The 18,405-nt window shown below is 46.1% G+C and carries 13 protein-coding genes; 7 read left to right on the top strand and 6 right to left on the bottom strand.

Annotated elements, in window-relative coordinates:
- The first annotated feature begins 15 nt into the window (after window positions 1–15).
- Together ACHFJ9_RS21485 and metF are read left to right on the top strand one after the other, a co-directional pair.
- Window positions 16–2,424 (top strand): bifunctional aspartate kinase/homoserine dehydrogenase II, encoded by a 2,409-nt coding sequence (locus ACHFJ9_RS21485; protein ID WP_176320552.1) that lies wholly within the window; start codon window positions 16–18, stop codon window positions 2,422–2,424.
- A gap of 261 nt (window positions 2,425–2,685) precedes the next feature.
- The gene (metF, locus tag ACHFJ9_RS21480; RefSeq protein ID WP_012841345.1) at window positions 2,686–3,588 is read left to right on the top strand and encodes a methylenetetrahydrofolate reductase; all 903 of its coding nucleotides are present in this window, start codon (window positions 2,686–2,688) and stop codon (window positions 3,586–3,588) included.
- 74 nt (window positions 3,589–3,662) lie between these two features.
- On the opposite strand, the gene ACHFJ9_RS21475 is transcribed toward metF, so the two are convergent.
- From ACHFJ9_RS21475 to argE, 3 genes are all read right to left on the bottom strand, one after another.
- A complete protein-coding gene (locus ACHFJ9_RS21475) occupies window positions 3,663–4,202 on the bottom strand; it encodes a PadR family transcriptional regulator (protein WP_005395734.1) in 540 nt (179 codons plus the stop codon).
- Between the two features lie 425 nt (window positions 4,203–4,627).
- Window positions 4,628–7,261: a phosphoenolpyruvate carboxylase gene (ppc, locus tag ACHFJ9_RS21470; protein ID WP_005395732.1), complete on the bottom strand. Its 2,634-nt coding sequence runs from the start codon at window positions 7,259–7,261 to the stop codon at window positions 4,628–4,630.
- A gap of 272 nt (window positions 7,262–7,533) precedes the next feature.
- The gene (gene argE / locus ACHFJ9_RS21465; protein ID WP_012841347.1) at window positions 7,534–8,670 is read right to left on the bottom strand and encodes an acetylornithine deacetylase; all 1,137 of its coding nucleotides are present in this window, start codon (window positions 8,668–8,670) and stop codon (window positions 7,534–7,536) included.
- A 144-nt stretch (window positions 8,671–8,814) separates the two neighbouring features.
- Here argE and argC point away from each other — a divergent pair, with 144 nt between their 5' ends.
- The 4 genes from argC (at window position 8,815) to argH (ending at window position 14,059) form a co-directional block, all read left to right on the top strand.
- On the top strand, window positions 8,815–9,819 hold the full coding sequence (gene argC / locus ACHFJ9_RS21460; protein ID WP_104969866.1) for an N-acetyl-gamma-glutamyl-phosphate reductase: 1,005 nt from the start codon (window positions 8,815–8,817) through the stop codon (window positions 9,817–9,819).
- A gap of 21 nt (window positions 9,820–9,840) precedes the next feature.
- The gene (gene argB / locus ACHFJ9_RS21455; protein WP_046874627.1) at window positions 9,841–10,632 is read left to right on the top strand and encodes an acetylglutamate kinase; all 792 of its coding nucleotides are present in this window, start codon (window positions 9,841–9,843) and stop codon (window positions 10,630–10,632) included.
- Between the two features lie 84 nt (window positions 10,633–10,716).
- A complete protein-coding gene (locus ACHFJ9_RS21450; RefSeq protein ID WP_017821738.1) occupies window positions 10,717–11,931 on the top strand; it encodes an argininosuccinate synthase in 1,215 nt (404 codons plus the stop codon).
- A 253-nt stretch (window positions 11,932–12,184) separates the two neighbouring features.
- On the top strand, window positions 12,185–14,059 hold the full coding sequence (gene argH, locus ACHFJ9_RS21445; RefSeq protein ID WP_005395725.1) for an argininosuccinate lyase: 1,875 nt from the start codon (window positions 12,185–12,187) through the stop codon (window positions 14,057–14,059).
- 206 nt (window positions 14,060–14,265) lie between these two features.
- Here the strand turns inward: argH and ACHFJ9_RS21440 are convergent, their stop codons facing one another.
- The 3 genes from ACHFJ9_RS21440 to ACHFJ9_RS21430 all read right to left on the bottom strand — a co-directional run bounded on the left by ACHFJ9_RS21440 (window position 14,266) and on the right by ACHFJ9_RS21430 (window position 17,319).
- On the bottom strand, window positions 14,266–14,535 hold the full coding sequence (locus ACHFJ9_RS21440; protein ID WP_012841349.1) for a DUF3624 domain-containing protein: 270 nt from the start codon (window positions 14,533–14,535) through the stop codon (window positions 14,266–14,268).
- A gap of 390 nt (window positions 14,536–14,925) precedes the next feature.
- Entirely contained in the window at window positions 14,926–16,398 is a 1,473-nt protein-coding gene (locus ACHFJ9_RS21435) for a dihydrolipoyl dehydrogenase (protein WP_395356243.1), read from the bottom strand.
- A gap of 192 nt (window positions 16,399–16,590) precedes the next feature.
- On the bottom strand, window positions 16,591–17,319 hold the full coding sequence (locus ACHFJ9_RS21430; protein WP_005395721.1) for a redoxin family protein: 729 nt from the start codon (window positions 17,317–17,319) through the stop codon (window positions 16,591–16,593).
- 170 nt (window positions 17,320–17,489) lie between these two features.
- Between ACHFJ9_RS21430 and oxyR the strand changes: the two genes are divergently transcribed.
- Window positions 17,490–18,401 (top strand): DNA-binding transcriptional regulator OxyR, encoded by a 912-nt coding sequence (gene oxyR / locus ACHFJ9_RS21425; RefSeq protein ID WP_005395720.1) that lies wholly within the window; start codon window positions 17,490–17,492, stop codon window positions 18,399–18,401.
- Window positions 18,402–18,405: the final 4 nt, after the last annotated feature.

The following is an 18,405-nucleotide window of genomic DNA, read 5'->3' as shown; positions in this document are numbered from 1 at the left end:
TAGGAGACGAGAATAATGACTGTACAACGTCAGCTGCATAAGTTTGGTGGCAGTAGCTTAGCAAACCCAGAATGCTATTTACGCGTTGTGGATATTCTTAAGGAGTATTCGACGGAAAATGATCTTGTGGTCGTTTCGGCGGCAGGAAAAACCACTAACCGCTTGATTGAGTTCCTAGAAGGGTTAGACAAAGATGGCCGAATCGCGCATGAAGCACTTCAAAGCCTAAGACAGTTCCAAACTGAGCTAATAGAAAACTTGTTGGAAAATGAAGTACAAGAAGAGCTATTAGCGTTACTGCATGATGAGTTCAGTACCTTATCTGAGCTGACAGCACCACTCACTGGCGCGCAAAAAGCCGCGGTACTAGGACACGGAGAAGTTTGGTCTGCTCGCCTATTGGCCGCGTTATTATCTCAACGTTCTATCCCCGCTGTCGCACAAGATGCACGAGCGTTTTTACGTGCGGAAGCCGGGACTCAACCTGAAGTTGATCGCGCTCGTTCATATCCTTTGATAAAAGAAGTTCTCGCGCAACACAATCATAAACGTGTGGTAATTACTGGCTTTATGGCTCAGAACGAGGCGGGCGAAACCATTTTACTTGGTCGTAATGGCTCTGACTATTCTGCAACTGTCATTGGTGCTCTGGCTGAAGTGAGCACAGTCACCATTTGGAGTGACGTTGCCGGTGTCTATAGTGCCGATCCGCGTTTGGTGGCAGACGCGTGTCTGTTACCGTTACTTCGATTGGATGAAGCCAGCGAACTCGCCCGTTTAGCCGCCCCAGTCCTACACAGTCGTACACTTCAGCCTGTGGCGCAAAGTACTATGGATCTCAACCTCAAGTGTAGCTATCTGCCGGAATCGGGCTCTACTCGTATTGAGCGTGTCTTAGCGTCTGGCCGTGGCGCTAAAATTATTACCTCGCTGGATGATGTTTTATTGGTGCAGCTGTCTTTCATGCATGGGCACGACTTCGAAAAAACACAGAATGATGTATTACAAGCGTTGCAGCGAGCGCAATTGGAGCCATTGGCATTTGAGGCACAGCCCGATCAACACACGTTGCGCTTGGCGTATACCGCAGAAATTGCCGGTGGCGCACTGAAACACTTACAAGAGCTTGCGGTTGAAGCGGAGATTAAGCTCAAAGAAGGCTACTCTCTCTTAGCGGCGGTAGGCGCTGGCGTTACGAAAAACGCCAACCATTGTTTTGGTTTTTATCAGAAGTTAAAACACTCTCCGGTTGAATTTATTTCTGAAACTGAGTCGGGGCTGAGTTTAGTCGCCGTTTTGCGTCGTACTGATACCGAAGTGTTGGTTCAAACGATTCATAGCCAGTTGTTCCAAGCGCAAAAGCGCGTGGCGGTGGCTTTATGTGGCAAGGGCAACATTGGTTCTAGTTGGTTAAATCTATTTGCAACTCAAAAAGGTGAACTCGAAAAACGTCATGGCATGAGCTTTGACCTTGTCGCAGTCGTGGATAGTCAAACCTACTGGTTCGATGAACAAGGTATTGATGCAGCAAGTGTTGCTGAACGATTTGATGATGAAAGCCTAGCAAACGATGGGTCTTGGTTGACTCAATTAGGAGCGCTAAAAAATTACGATGAAGCCGTAGTGCTTGATGTGACAGCGAGTAAAGACTTAGCTCAGCGCTATGTAGAAATTGCGCAGCAGGGCATTCATTTGATTTCCGCTAACAAAGTGGCGGGTTCGGCAGATAGCCAGTATTACCATCAGGTTCAAGATGCATTCGCTAAAATTGGTCGTTACTGGCTGTACAACGCGACGGTTGGTGCGGGGTTACCAATAAACCATACCGTGCGAGATCTACGTGAAAGTGGTGATGAGATCGTTGCTCTATCGGGTATTTTCTCAGGGACGTTATCATGGTTATTCCAACAATTTGACGGCTCAGTACCATTTAATGATTTAGTCGACCTCGCTTGGCAGCAAGGTTTAACAGAGCCTGATCCTCGTTCTGATTTAGATGGTTCAGATGTGATGCGTAAGCTGGTTATCTTGGCTCGAGAGTCTGGTCTCGATATTGAGCCGGGCAGCGTTAAGGTTGAATCTCTGGTACCAGAAGAATTAAGAGAACTTAGCATCGATGACTTCTTCGATAACGGAGGGCTGTTGAGTGAAATACTGCAAGAGCGCCTGACAAAAGCACAGAGAAACGACCAAGTGCTTCGCTACGTTGCTCGTTTAGAAAAAAATGGTAAAGCGACGGTGGGAGTAGAAGCGTTATCTCGTGAACATGCGCTCGCCAACCTACTGCCGTGCGACAACATTTTTGCCATTGAAAGTAAGTGGTACAAAGATAACCCACTCGTTATTCGAGGGCCTGGCGCAGGAAGAGAAGTGACAGCCGGCGCGATTCAATCCGACCTCAACCGATTAGCCGGTTTATTCTAAAGTTGCGAGATACCTAAAACCCTGGAACCCGACCAGGGTTTTTTATTTTTCCTTCAGTGCCATACTGAAGTATCGGCTTGTGATAAGTGGTGAAATAACGTTCAAGTAATAACTTGAACTATCCTCATTATTAACTTGAGAAAAATTCATAATTACAAGGTTGACATTAAATCGTATTCAATACATTCTGTAGACATATAGACGTCTAAACGTCGATTTAAGGAATTTGTTTTCGTGGCGGAGTGCCACAGGGAGAGTAAGATGGGATACACGCACGCAGGCCATATTGACGCCTTGAACCAGAATATTGCTGAGTTGTCAGACAACATCAATGTATCATTTGAGTTTTTTCCACCAAGCAGCGCGAAGATGGAAGAGACACTCTGGAATTCAGTGCACCGTCTTAAAACGCTCCAACCTAAATTTGTTTCTGTGACTTACGGCGCTAACTCTGGCGAGCGTGACAGAACGCACTCCATCATTAAAGAAATCAAAGCAACAACCGGATTGGTTGCTGCTCCTCACCTCACTTGTATTGATGCGACTCGCGAAGAGTTAATTAATATTGCCGATGATTACTGGAATAATGGTATTGAAAATATCGTTGCTCTGCGTGGTGATATTCCTCCTGGTGGCGGTGCGCCTGACATGTATGCCTCGGATCTGGTTGAGCTGCTGAAATCACGTCACGATTTTGATATCTCAGTAGCCGCGTTTCCTGAGGTTCACCCTGAAGCTAAAAGTGCGCAGTCTGACTTATTGAACCTAAAACGTAAGGTTGATGCAGGCGCAAACCGTGCAATTACTCAGTTCTTTTTTGATGTTGAGTCTTACCTTCGTTTCCGCGATCGCTGTGTGGCGGCAGGAATTGATGTGGAAATTGTTCCTGGTATTTTGCCAGTGTCGAACTTTAAGCAAGCCTCTCGCTTTGCTGCGCAGAACAATGTGAAAGTACCAGGCTGGATGAGTAAACAGTTCGAAGGCTTGGATGATGATCCGGTGACTCGTCAGCTTGTAGGAGCTAGCCAAGCTATTGATATGGTGCGCGTACTTAGTCGTGAAGGCGTTAAGGATTTCCACTTCTACACCCTAAACCGTGCAGAGATGACTTACGCTTTATGTCATACGCTAGGCGTTCGTCCTCGCGTTGCAGTAGGTGCATAAATCGACCGGGTTTCAAAAAGACAAAAGGCTTGCCGAGTGGCAAGCCTTTTTCGTTGTATCAAAGTAAAAGGAAATTAACCAATCACTTCAAGTTCTGTTAGGACTTCTTCAGCCCACGTGATCCACGTTTCACGTAACAGTAGGTTACGACGAAGCGTTAAACGCTCTAGGCGAGCTTGTTTGTCTAAAGTTGACGGCGTTGCGTAGTAAGCCGCTTCAATTTCTTTGTAGTGAGAAACCAGTTTGCGAGACTCTTCAACCAGTTCGGCGAGTTGATCACGGAAAGGTGTTGATGGTTGAACGGCACATGCCATCAATTTCGCTGAAAATTCATCACGAACAGTCGGGTGTGCAGTTGGTTGATCAAACCATTCTCCTAAAGCGCTGCGACCAGCATCTGTGATGGAGTAAACCTTACGGTCTGGTTTGCCTTCTTGGGGTTCTAATACGCAAGTAACCAGCTCTTTCTCGGCCATTTTATTGAGTTCACGGTACACTTGTTGGTGGCTTGCTTTCCAGAAGTAACCGATGCTAGCAGAGAATTCTTTAGTGATATCGTAACCGGTTGCGTCGCGAGTGCTAAGAACAGTTAAGATTACGTGTGGTAATGACATGTCTTCAATCCAAATGGTCAATAAACTTGTAAACAAGCTACTTATACTTTCAGCTGTGCTCTTTCTGGCACTTGAGTTTTTTAATGTATAAGTAGCACCAACAATGTTGGTCCTGTCACCTTAAAGCCGTTTATCACCTAGAGAGATGGGGAGTCCCATCATGGCTGGAGCTGGTATGATTGGATTTATGAGCTCTCAGCAGGCAAGTAGTATATAAATAATAAGCATGAAGTGGAATAGTAGGACAAAATTACCCTAAAAAACTAACATAATAATCAATAGTGTTAACTTGTGGTTTTTTATTCTTTTTGTGTGGTAATTTTTGGGTTTTTTATAGTTTATTAAACTGCCTTTTGGTTGCGCAATTATCCAGCGCCAAAAAAAAGCTGAGCACTTGCTCAGCTTTTTTATTACAAATGAAGCGATTAGCCTGTGTTGCGCATGCCAGCTGCAATACCAGCAATTGTCACCATTAGCGCTTCTTCTAGGTTTGCAGATGCTTCTTCGGTTTGGCGTGTACGGTATAGCAACTCGGCTTGTAGCATGTTCAATGGCTCAACGTAGATGTTGCGCAAGCGAATCGATTCGAGTCCCCAAGGGTCATGCTGCATCAAGTTTTCGTTGTTCTCTACATTCAGTACTGCTTTGATATCTTCTTGAAGCTGAGCGCGAAGCTTTTCACCGAGTGGACGGAGTGATTCATCCACCAATCGCTCATCGTAATAGCGAGAAATATCGATATTACACTTCGAGTACACCATTTCTAGCATGCCAAGGCGAGTCGAGAAGAACGGCCATTCACGACACATCTCTTCGAGCAGCGCTTGGTGACCTTTATCGATGGAGTATTGAATCGCTTCACCCGCACCTAACCATGCTGGAAGTACCAAACGATTTTGGCTCCACGAGAAGATCCATGGGATTGCACGTAAGCTTTCCACTCCGCCCTTCGGATTACGTTTTGCAGGACGAGAGCCAAGTGGCAACTTACCGAGCTCGAGTTCTGGTGTCGCTTGACGGAAGTAAGGCACAAAATCAGGCTCGCCGCGAACTACGTTGCGATAAGACTCGCAGCTAACTTCTGATAGCACTTCCATTAAGTCGCGCCATTCTTGTTTTGGCTCTGGTGGTGGCAATAGGTTGGCTTCTAGAATCGCGCTCGCGTAAAGGTTAAAACTGTTTACGGCGACGTCTGGGAGACCGAGTTTAAAGCGGATCATCTCGCCCTGTTCTGTTACGCGCAAACCACCTTTCAAGCTTTTTGGTGGTTGAGACAGAAGTGCAGCGTGTGCTGGCGCGCCACCGCGGCCTACTGTACCGCCACGACCGTGGAATAGAGTCAGTTCAACACCTTCTTCTTCCGCCACTTTTACTAACGATTCCATCGCATGGTACTGAGCCCAGCCTGCAGACATGACACCCGCATCTTTCGCTGAGTCAGAGTAACCAATCATGACCATTTGGTGGTTTTGGATAAAGCCACGGTATAGGTCGATACCCATCAGCTGTTTGATGACCGATTCTGCATTGTTCAAGTCGTCTAGCGTCTCGAATAATGGGCAAACATCCATACGATATGGGCAGCCAGCTTCTTGCAGAAGTAGGTGGACTGCTAACACATCCGATGCAGTGCGTGCCATAGAAATAACGTAGGCACCGAATGCTTCACGCGGTTGTGCTGCAATAATCTTACAGGTGTCCAAAACCTCTTTGACAGGTTCTGATGGTTCCCAATCACGAGGCAGAAGAGGACGCTTAGATGCGAGTTCGTTGGTTAGGAAAGCAATCTTATCTTGCTCGCTCCATTGTTCGTAATCACCAATGCCTAAGTAGCGGGTTAATTCAGACAATACGTCTGAATGACGCGTGCTCTCTTGGCGGATATCAAGGCGAACAAGATGAATACCAAATGCTTTTACGCGGCGCAATGTATCTAGTAGAGAGCCATTTGCGATCACACCCATGCCACATTCATTTAGCGACTGGTAACAGGCATACAGAGGTTCCCAAAGTTGCTCGACTTTTTGCAACGGAGCTTTAACGGCCAGTTTTTGACCATGGATTTTAGCATCGAGAATATCTTTGGTTTCGTTCAATAGTGAGCGAAGTTGTTTCAGGATCGCACGATATGGTTCGTGCTGATCTTCGCCAGCAAGTTCACGAACTTGATCGTTTGAAACCGTCATAGACAGTTCACTGATCAACTCGTTGATGTCATTGAGATAAAGATCTGCGGCTTTCCAACGAGACAGAAGCAATACTTCACGTGTCACGCTATGAGTGACAAACGGGTTACCGTCGCGGTCACCCCCCATCCAAGAAGAGAAGTGCACAGGGCGAGCATCAATTGGTAAACCTTCACCCAAGTAAGATTTCAAGCGATCGTGCATTTCACGTAAGAAGTCTGGCACTGCTTCCCACAGTGAGTTTTCAACGACCGCAAAACCCCATTTTGCTTCATCCAGCGGAGTAGGGCGCTGTTGTCGAATTACGTCTGAATGCCAGCTTTGCGCGATCAGTTGCTCTAAACGACGCTCGGTTTTCTTGCGCTCTTTAGAAGAAAGATCACTCAGTTCCAACTTTGATAAGCACTCGTTGATCTTGACCAATTTGTTGATCATCGTGCGACGCGTGATTTCCGTTGGGTGAGCCGTCAATACCAATTCAATATTCAGATCACGAACCGCTTGCGCAGTGTCCAGTTTGCTCACATCGTTTTGTACCAGTTTAGAAAACAGCGAGTTAATCGCGTCTGGTTCACAGATGTGTTCTTCACAGTGGCGTGAAATCGTGTGGTATTGCTCAGCAATATTGGTGAGATTTAGAAATTGGTTAAACGCACGGGTAACGGGCGTTAGTTGCTCATCAGGTAAATGTTTGATTTCTTCGATCAAGCTGTCCCTGTCTGCTTGATTTCCTGCTTGAGCTGATTTGGATAATTTACGAATGGTTTCCACTTTCTCGAAGATTTCTTCGCCATGGGCATCGCGAATGGTGTTACCCAATAAGTGGCCTAACATGCGCACATTACTTTTGAGTGCGGCGTATTTCTCGTTCATTGTCGTCCTGCCTCGTAAAAAAACTACATCCATTGTCCTTGTTAAGACTCCAATCTAGCGAAAAGCACCAGTTATAGTCAAATAAAGCAGACTAAGTTTGCAATTATTCCGCTGTCTCCTGATTTAGAGCAAATTTACGGCAGCTGTAGAATAAGAAGTGAAAATTAATTACAAAATAACAAGTTAAAGAAGTGTTAAGGCTAGCGCTAAATTGTGAAGATAAAAAGATGCAGCTCAATCGAGCTGCACTGACTTTTGAGTTTATTCGTGTATTAACAGCAATACTTGACCATTGCCTTTGAAAGCACATCAATTGTGGGATCGATAAAATCAAATGAGAGAAACTCATCCGGTTGGTGCGCTTGGTCAATTGAACCGGGGCCGAGAACTAAGGTTGGACAGAGCTGTTGTAAGAAGGGCGCCTCAGTACAGTAGTTCACGGTTTCTGAACTGGTTTGGCAGATCTCTTCAACACCACCGATAAATGGGTGGTCATGTTGGCATTCGTAACCCGGAATTGGTTCATGTAAGGGAATTATCTCCAAGCGTCCAGGCCACTTTGCTTCGACTTCTTTTAATGCTCCGCGCAGCATATTTTCTAGGCCATCCAGGCTGATCCCTGGTAGTGGGCGAACATCATAGTGCAGCTCACAGCAACCACAAATACGGTTAGCGCTGTCACCACCGTGAATGTGTCCAAGGTTTAGGGTAGGGCTTGGAATGGCAAAACCCGGATGGTGGTATTCTTTCACCAATTTATCGCGCAGTTGCATCATGGCAAACATCACTTCATGCATGATCTCAATCGCGTTAACGCCTAAGGCAGGATCGGATGAATGGCCTGACTTACCCGTGACCCGAATTGCATTCGCCACATGACCTTTGTGGCCGCGAATAGGAACGAGGCTGGTGGGCTCACCAATAATGCAGTAATCCGGCTTAAAAGGGGCGTTTACGGTGAAATGTCGTGCACCCAACATGGTGGTTTCTTCGTCACAAGTGGCTAATACGTATAGCGGCTTGGTTTGCTTACTCCAGTCGACTTTTTTGACGGCTTCGTAAATAAAGGCAAAAAAGCCCTTCATGTCTGCCGTGCCTAAACCGTAAAAGCGGTTGTCTTTTTCAGTCAGTTTATGTGGATCAAAATTCCATCGTCCTTGATCGAATGGCACGGTATCACTATGGCCCGCAAGTAAAAGGCCGCCTTCACCCTCACCCATACGTGCAATCATATTGTGCTTGCCTGGCTCGACCTCGATCACTTCAACGCTAAAACCCAGATCTTTAAACCAAGATGCGAGTTTTTCGATGACTTTTGCATTGCCCTGATCCCAGCTCGGATCCGTGGAGCTGATAGAAGAGGTGCTGATGAGTCCTTCATAGACCTCTAGAAAAGTTGGTAATTGCATGGATTCTTCAAATCTCCTGTTGACAGACAGACCACAAAAATGTAAAACACATATTAAATCATATTTAATGAATAAAAAATCAAAATAAAGCAAAAATTAAATATGAATAGTCATTTAAGCCTTTAAGTATATGGATGTCACACAATGCTAAAAACCACGATTATTGGAGCCAGCGGTTACACCGGCGCAGAGTTAGCGTTAATGGTTAATAAACACCCACAACTCACGCTATCAGGTTTATACGTCTCCGCCAACAGTGTTGATGCAGGAAAGAATATTGCGCAGCTGCACGGTAAGTTAGCAGGCATCATTGATATGCCGGTCTCGCCACTAACGGATCCACTGCAAATCGCTCAAGAATCGGATGTGGTGTTTTTAGCAACGGCTCATGAGGTGAGCCACGATCTAGCCCCAACTTTCTTGGAGGCAGGCTGTCAGGTATTCGATTTATCGGGGGCATTCCGCGTCCAAAGTGAAGGTTTTTACAACACCTTTTATGGCTTCGAGCATCAACATAATAACTGGCTAGATAAAGCTGCATACGGCTTAGCAGAGTGGAACCAGGAATCAATTCAAACTGCTCCCTTAGTTGCTGTAGCAGGTTGCTACCCGACTGCTTCGCAGTTAGCCATCAAACCTCTACTCGAAAATGCATTAGTGGATACCAATCAATGGCCTGTCATTAACGCGACCAGCGGTGTGTCCGGAGCTGGGCGTAAAGCTTCTATGGTGAACAGTTTCTGTGAAGTGAGCTTGCAACCTTATGGTGTATTTACTCATCGTCACCAACCAGAAATTGCTCAGCACTTAGGTTGCGATGTGATTTTTACTCCGCACCTAGGCAACTTTAAACGCGGCATTCTTGCCACGATCACGATGAAGCTAGCATCAGGCGTTACAGAGCAACAAGTCGCTCAAGCATTTGAACAAGCTTATCTAGGAAAGCCAGCCGTGCGTTTAAAAGGCGATGGCATTCCACGTATTCAGGATGTCGAAAATACCCCTTTCTGCGATATCGGCTGGAAGGTACAAGGCGAACACATCATTGTGATTTCAGCCATCGACAATCTACTCAAAGGTGCATCAAGTCAAGCGATGCAATGTCTCAATATTCATTATGGTTACCCAGAACTGACAGCGTTGCTGTAGTCGTTGAAAGAGGGAAATGCGATGACGCAAACCAATCAAGCTCCTTTAGTCATTAAGCTAGGCGGTGCAGCTCTATCTTGCACTCAAACCTTAAGCCAACTTTTTGGTGCCATTGCGGCTTACCAAAAATCGGCACAGCGACAAATCGCCATCGTTCATGGCGGTGGCTACCTAGTTGATGAGTTGATGGCAAAGCTTCAGCTTGAAACCGTAAAGAAAAACGGTTTACGCGTAACGCCTTACGATCAAATTCCGGTGATTGCAGGCGCGCTTGCAGGTACCGCAAACAAGCTGCTTCAAGGTCAAGCGATTGCGGACGGTCTTAACGCTGTGGGTCTTAGCCTTGCGGATGGTGGTTTGTGTCTTGTTGAAGAACTTGACCCAGAACTCGGCGCGGTAGGTAAAGCATCACCGGGTGATTCAACGCTATTACAAGCGGTACTAAACACAGGCGCACTGCCGATCATCAGTTCAATTGGCTTAACCACAGATGGCCAGATGATGAATGTGAATGCTGACCAAGCCGCAGTCGCGGTGGCAGGTGCTCTCGATGCTGAATTAGTCCTGTTGTCAGATGTGAGTGGCGTACTCGATGGCAAAGGGCATTTGATCAAAACGCTATCTGAGCAAGAAGCCGATGCATTGATCAAAGGGCAAGTGATCACAGACGGCATGATCGTCAAAGTTAAAGCTGCTTTGGAGGCGGCCAATGATCTTGGTCGCCCTATCGAAGTCGCGACCTGGCGTTACCCAGAAAAATTAGTACAGCTATTCGCTGGTGAAAGTATTGGAACGCAATTTTTGCCTCAATAAGCATCAGCAAAAGAATTCAATATTAGGAAGTAGTAGTTGGCACTGACCGCCGAGCGCAGCGCCAGTTAAGTTTGGAGAAGAAAGATGAGCAAAGTGAACGTAAATAAAGTGGTAGTCGCATACTCAGGCGGTCTAGATACCTCAGTAATTATCCCGTGGCTAAAAGAGAACTACGATTGTGAAGTCGTTGCTTTCGTTGCCGATGTTGGTCAAGGCGCAGAAGAGCTAGAAGGCATTGAAGCGAAAGCAAAAGCCTCTGGTGCTTCTGAGTGTTACATCGCTGACTTGAAAGAAGAAATGGTCGCAGACTACATTTACCCAACGCTAAAAACCGGCGCGTACTATGAAGGTAAGTACCTGCTGGGTACATCAATGGCGCGTCCAATTATTGCTAAAGCACAGGTTGAAGTCGCACGTAAAGTGGGCGCGGACGCATTGTGTCACGGCTGTACAGGTAAAGGTAATGACCAAGTTCGTTTCGAAGGCGCATTCGCAGCACTAGCACCAGATCTACAAGTGATTGCCCCTTGGCGTGAATGGGACCTAGTGAGCCGTGAAGAATGTTTGGATTACCTAGCTGAGCGTAACATTCCTTGTTCAGCGTCTCTTACTAAGATCTACTCACGTGATGCAAACGCATGGCACATTTCTACTGAAGGTGGCGTCCTAGAAGATACGTGGAACGCACCAAACGAAGATTGCTGGGTATGGACTGTAGACCCAGAGCAAGCACCAAACGAAGCGGAATACGTCACGCTGAAAGTAGAAAAAGGTGAGGTGGTCGAAGTTGATGGCGAAGCGATGACACCATACAACGCGTTGGTTTATCTAAACGAAAAAGGTGCGAAGCACGGTGTTGGTCGTATCGATATCGTTGAAAACCGTCTAGTAGGAATGAAATCTCGTGGCTGCTACGAAACACCGGGAGGCACCATCATGATGGAAGCGCTGCGTGCCGTTGAACAGCTCGTGCTAGACAAATCATCATTCGAATTCCGTGAAGAGCTGGGTCTAAAAGCGTCTCACCTTGTGTACGATGGCCGTTGGTTTACGCCACTATGTAAGTCGATCCTTGCCGCTTCAGAAGAGCTAGCGCAAGACGTGAATGGCGAAGTGGTTGTTAAGCTCTACAAAGGCCAAGCCACGGTAACGCAAAAACGTTCTGACAACAGCTTGTACTCAGAAGAGTTCGCTACGTTTGGTGAAGATGAGGTTTACGACCAAAGCCATGCGGGTGGTTTCATCCGTCTTTACTCGCTATCAAGCCGTATCCGTGCGTTGAACAGCCAGAAAAAATAATCTCTCCACATCTCGGATTGAGTAAAGACCTGCTATTGGATAGCAGGTCTTTTTTGTTGGCTTACGTCTATGAGCACAAAGATACAAATATATTTCGTTTGAATATATATGTAAAAATATTGAATTTATACTTTATTTTTTGTCGAAATTGCCGTAACGTTGACCCATAAGAAAAAGTGAGCAAATGACCATCAAATTGGTTACTACTCATTCGAGAACGTTAGAGTAAGCAATAGTCATCAGGAGAAACGCAATGGCATTATGGGGCGGAAGATTTACCCAAGCGGCAGACACTAGATTTAAAGAGTTTAACGATTCGTTGCGTTTTGACTACCGATTGGCTGAGCAAGACATCGTAGGTTCAATCGCATGGTCTAAAGCTCTGCTTTCTGTAGATGTTCTATCGGCAGAAGAACAGCAAAAGCTGGAACTTGCTTTAAACGAGCTGAAGTTAGAAGTGATGGAAGATCCTCATCAAATTCTTCGCTCAGATGCAGAAGATATCCACTCGTGGGTTGAACAGCAGCTGATTAGTAAAGTGGGAGATTTAGGTAAAAAACTCCACACTGGGCGTTCTCGTAATGACCAAGTAGCGACAGACCTAAAACTTTGGTGTCGTCAGCAAGGCCAGCAACTGTTGATTGCTTTAGATCGTCTGCAATCGCAAATGGTTCATGTTGCTAAGCAGCACCAAGGCACTGTATTGCCTGGCTATACTCATCTTCAGCGCGCTCAACCTGTCACCTTTGCTCACTGGTGTTTGGCTTATGTTGAAATGTTCGAGCGTGACTACTCTCGTCTGAATGATGCCTTACAGCGCCTCGACACTTGTCCACTTGGCTCGGGTGCTTTAGCTGGCACGGCTTATCCGATTGATCGTGAACAATTAGCTCATAACCTTGGTTTCCACCGCGCTACGCGTAATTCACTCGATTCGGTTTCGGATCGTGATCATGTGATGGAACTGATGTCGGTGGCCTCGATTTCTATGTTGCACCTTTCTCGTCTTGCAGAAGATATGATCTTCTACAACTCAGGGGAGTCTAACTTTATTGAGTTAGCGGATACGGTGACGTCTGGTTCGTCATTGATGCCACAGAAGAAAAATCCGGATGCACTTGAGTTGATCCGTGGTAAGACAGGGCGTGTCTATGGCGCATTATCGAGCATGATGATGACAGTGAAAGCCTTACCATTGGCGTACAACAAAGACATGCAAGAAGATAAAGAAGGGTTGTTTGATGCGTTAGACACATGGAATGATTGCATGGAAATGGCAGCGCTGTGTTTTGATGGCATTAAAGTGAATGGTGAGCGTACGCTTGAAGCTGCGAAGCAAGGGTATGCGAATGCGACTGAGTTAGCTGATTACTTAGTGGCGAAAGGCATCCCATTCCGTGAGGCGCACCATATTGTGGGCGTAGCGGTGGTAGGGGCAATTGACAAAGGCTGTGCGCTGGAAGAATTGTCTCTGCAAGAGCTAAAAGCCTTCTCTGAGGTGATTGAAGATGATGTGTATGACATTCTGACGATAGAGTCTTGTTTGGAAAAACGTTGTGCGCTGGGTGGCGTTTCGCCTCACCAAGTCGCTTATGCGGTAGAGCAAGCGGATAAACGTCTGAGCCAGCGTGACAGCTCGGCAGTGAAAGTGCGTCCTGCACGTTTGACGGACATTGAAACACTAGAGGGCATGGTGGCTTATTGGGCGAACCTCGGTGAGAATCTACCCCGCTCTCGTAATGAGCTCGTGAGAGATATTGGCTCCTTCGCGGTGGCAGAGCATCATGGTGAAGTGACAGGTTGCGCTTCTCTATATGTGTATGACTCAGGGTTGGCTGAAATACGCTCTCTTGGTATCGAAGCAGGCTGGCAAGGTCAAGGGCAGGGTAGTGCAATCGTAAATCACTTGGTTGAGAAAGCACGTCAAATGGCGATCAAGAAGGTCTTTGTCCTCACTCGAACGCCAGAGTTCTTTATGAAGCAGAGCTTCTTACCAACATCGAAGTCGCTGTTGCCAGAAAAAGTCTTGAAAGATTGCGATCAGTGTCCACGTCAGCACGCGTGTGATGAAGTGGCGCTAGAGATCAATTTAATGGAGCAAGTGATCCAAAAATCGTATGTGGCATGAGCTGAAATTTCGGAGTGATTTTATTAGCATTCAATGACATAGTTATTTTCTGATTCACTTACATCAGTATTTGCTAAAAAAATCGAAAAAATTTGGAACCTTTGAGAGGAAGCTCGGTCTATTAAAGTACCACTGCTTTTTCTTAGAAGAATCTAAGAGAGCCCCAGAACTGATATTGGTTTTGGGGCTTTTTTCTATCTGCCACTTTACTCTTTTTTATCCGTCTCTTTTCGTCCTCGCCGACGTTGCCACGGCAAGATGACAAAACGCATCCATAAATGCAAAAACAATAAAATATTGAAAGCGAAACCAGCAAAGATCAAAGCGATCGACTCGATGCTTTGTGGATCATCTTTGAACGCAAACCACCACACAATCCAGCACAGTACCGAAAGCACCGTTAACTGATCCAAGCATCGTTGGCAACGCCCAAGCTTTTTCCAAAACCAATGTTCCTCGCAGCGGCGACAAGTCATAGTGTTTTCCAAGGCATCAGTGTTGCTTCAGATTATATACCCAACACAAAGAGAGAAAGCGTTTTTTGTCGCAGCTTAGAGCGCAGGAACACAACCAAAAATGGAAAGTTAGCTTCGTAGAGCTTATGTGGCACGTGATTGATGTATGGTGCGCTGTCAGTCTTTAATAGGAAAAATAATCATGTCGACAGAATTGAAATTTGCACTGAGTATCGCTGGTGGTTTTTTTACGATCGGTGTAGTCGCGATCATCATGGTAAGTCGTTACGCAATGATGGCTGTGTAGTACTTATGTAATCGCCTCAAAGTAGTCAGCAGAAAGCCTCGTTAATCACGAGGCTTTCTGTTTTGCTTGGTATGTAAAGACTGGCTCGATTGAGCATGAAAGAGTTAGCAACCAGGCCCACAGTCAAGGCAATGTTTCACCATTTCTGGCCCTAAGTGTAGTTTTGCATTCAAATCACGTAGAGCGGTGCGGACACCCTCTTCGATCACTGGATGATAGAAGGGCATATCTAGCATCTCAGAAACCGTCATTCTATTTTGGTGTGCCCAAGCCAAAAGATGCGCGAGGTGTTCTGCGTTAGGCCCCATCATCTCTGCACCTAAAAAGCGTCCAGTACCTTGCTCGCCATAGACATGTAACATCCCTTTGTTTCGTAGCATGACACGCGAACGTCCTTGATTCTCAAACGAGACTTCACCAGTAACAAAACAACCACAGCTTCCTAAGCGAGTTTCCAGTTGTTTGAAAGTTTCACCGACCATAGCTATTTGCGGATCGGAGAATACAGCTGAAATTGGCGAACGACGCAGACCTGCACGAATATCCGGGAAGCGACCTGCATTATCACCAGCAATGCGACCTTGATCAGCGGCCTCGTGCAGCAATGGAACTTGGTTACTTGCATCACCCGCAATAAAAATACTCTCTACGGAGGTTTGCAATGTGTAGTGATCTGCGGTTGGTACACCGCGTTCATCGAGGGCAATATTGGTGTTCTCGAACGCTAGCTTATCTACGTTAGGACGTCGTCCAGTGGCTGCTAAAACGTAATCAACAATAAAGGTTTCTAATTCACCGTCGTGGTTAATGAATTGGATTTCAACTTTGTCTGCGCCTGCTGCATTCGATGATGGTATGCGCTTCATGCTTTCTACTTTTACATCGGCATCAAGATAGAACTCTTCTTTAAAAGTTTTATCTGCGTAAGCCATCACCTCTGGATCTGTCAGTGGACCAACTTGACCACCAAGACCAAAGAGCTTCACTTTCACCCCTAGGCGGTGCAATGCTTGACCGAGTTCAAGTCCGATCACTCCGGGGCCAAATACCGCAACGGACTCAGGCAAATCATCCCAACCAAAGACATCATCATTAATTACGAGACGGTCACCCAACTCATTCCAAGCTGCTGGATAAGCAGGACGAGAGCCCGTCGCGATCACAATCCGTTTTGCGGTGACCTGAGTATGGTCATCTATGATAAGCGTATGGTCATCGGCAAACTTCGCGTAGCCCGATAGTTTGTCTTCTGCGGGAATATCATCGACGCTTTCAAGCACAAAGCCAACAAAACGATCACGTTCGCGTTTTACACGATCCATAACTTCTTGTCCGTTAATGCGTATTTCACCTTGCGGATGGATCCCAAATCCAGGCGCTTTTTCGATTTGGTGGGCACTTTCTGCGGCCGCAATCAACAGCTTAGAGGGCATGCAACCGACGCGAGCACAGGTTGTTCCGTAAGGGCCGCCTTCAATCATTACTACGCTATTAGTATGAGCTTTTGCTGCTCGATAAGCGCCAAGACCAGCAGTACCACCACCAATAATCGCTACGTCGACATTAACTTGTTTCATCGTGAACTCTCGCTTTTTGTTTTTAAGCCAAGCTAGCTACATTGAGCTTGGAGAGTGAATTGGGTCGTTGAATCTGTATAAGGAGTCACCTTATCGGTAGACGACTACTTATCTAGACTAGTAGAAGAAGTGAGTTAGGGTTGGCCTCCGAGCCAAAGGCACCGGAGACCGAGGGTGTAGGCTATGGACAGCTTAGCCTAGATACGCTTCTAGCTCTTCGCTACCGCCGATGTGCTTGCCACCGATAAAGACTTGTGGAACAGTCGTGCGACCAGATATAGCTCGTAGACTAACTGTCGTTGCGTCTTTACCCAGAATCACTTCTTCATATTGAAGACCGTGGTCAATCAGGTTTTGTTTCGCTTTCATACAGAAAGGGCAGCCTGGCTTAGTGAATACCGTGATGGACTCTTGCGTTTTGTAGTCTGGCGCAATGTAGTTCAGCATGGTGTCTGCGTCTGACACTTTGAATGGGTCGCCTGGTTCGTTTGGCTCAATGAACATTTTTTCCACTACGCCATCTTTTACTAGCATGCTGTAACGCCATGAACGTTTGCCAAAGCCGATGTCGTTTTTATCCACTAACATACCCATGCCATCGGTGAATTCACCATTACCATCCGGGATGAAGGTAATGTTTTCTGCTTCTTGGTCTTGTTTCCATGCATTCATCACGAACGTATCATTGACCGAGACACAAATAATCTCATCCACTCCGTGCTCTTTAAATACAGGGAACAATTCGTTGTAACGAGGTAGATGGCTTGATGAACAGGTTGGAGTAAATGCACCCGGTAAGCTAAATACGATAACGGTCTTACCTTTAAATAGCTCATCAGTCGTTACATTCATCCAAGAGTCACCTTGACGAACTGGAAAAGTAACTTGAGGGACTTGTTGACCTTCTTTAGATACAAACATAATGATTTCCTTTAACTATTTTAAATTATGCGTATAGAGCTTAGCGTTTTTCTTTGCTCTGTTTCGTTCTGTTGAGCCCATTATTGTAAAAATCCTTTGATAGCTCTAATCGTTTGGTGTTATGGTTTTGATAGGTATTAGCTATTGTTAAAAGAAGCGAATTGTGAGTTATGAATATTCGAGATTTTGAGTACTTAGTTGCACTTGCGGAACATAAGCACTTTCGCAAAGCGGCAGAAGCATGTTTTGTTAGCCAACCAACATTGAGTGGACAAATTCGTAAGCTAGAGGATGAACTCGGTACCACGCTTTTAGAGCGAAGCAGCCGTCGCGTTTTGTTTACCGATTCAGGGTTGCAGTTGGTGGAGCAAGCTAAGCGTATCTTAAGTGAAGTGAAAACTTTTAAAGATATGGCGAGTGGTCAGAGCGGAGCAATGACTGGGCCTATGCATATCGGTTTCATCCCGACGGTAGGTCCGTATCTACTACCCAAAATTCTGCCGCAGATAAAAGAAGCATTTCCTGAACTGGAGCTGTTCCTGCACGAAGCTCAAACACATCAGTTGGTGCGTCAATTAGAAGAGGGTAAATTGGACTGCTTGGTCTTGGCTTCGGTTGATGAAACGGCACCTTTTAAAGAAATCGAAGTGTATAACGAGCCGTTAAGCGTTGCGGTGCCATGTGATCATGAGTGGGCCTCTCTCGACCATGTTGATATGTTGGAGTTGAATGGTAAAACCGTTTTAGCGCTAGGAGACGGTCACTGTCTGCGTGATCAAGCGTTAGGTTTCTGTTTTGCTGCCGGAGCGAAAGACGATGAACGCTTTAAGGCAACCAGTTTGGAGACACTGCGGAATATGGTCGCTGCTGGTGCTGGAATTACGTTATTGCCTCAGCTTTCTATCCCCAATGAGAAGCAAAAAGATGGCGTGTGCTATGTACCAGCCGTTAACCCTACGCCTTCGCGCAATATAGTCCTTGTATATCGCCCGGGTTCACCACTGCGTGCAAGGTTTGAAGCTTTGGCGGCGAAGATTAAAGAAGTATTGGCTTCTTATCCTTCATTGAACGCCGCGGCGTAAAAGC

Source organism: Vibrio sp. D3 (assembly GCF_043995865.1).
Lineage (GTDB): Bacteria > Pseudomonadota > Gammaproteobacteria > Enterobacterales > Vibrionaceae > Vibrio > Vibrio diabolicus.
The sequence above is the reverse complement of the archived record's forward strand: the minus strand, read 5'-3'. Positions and strand labels throughout refer to the sequence as shown.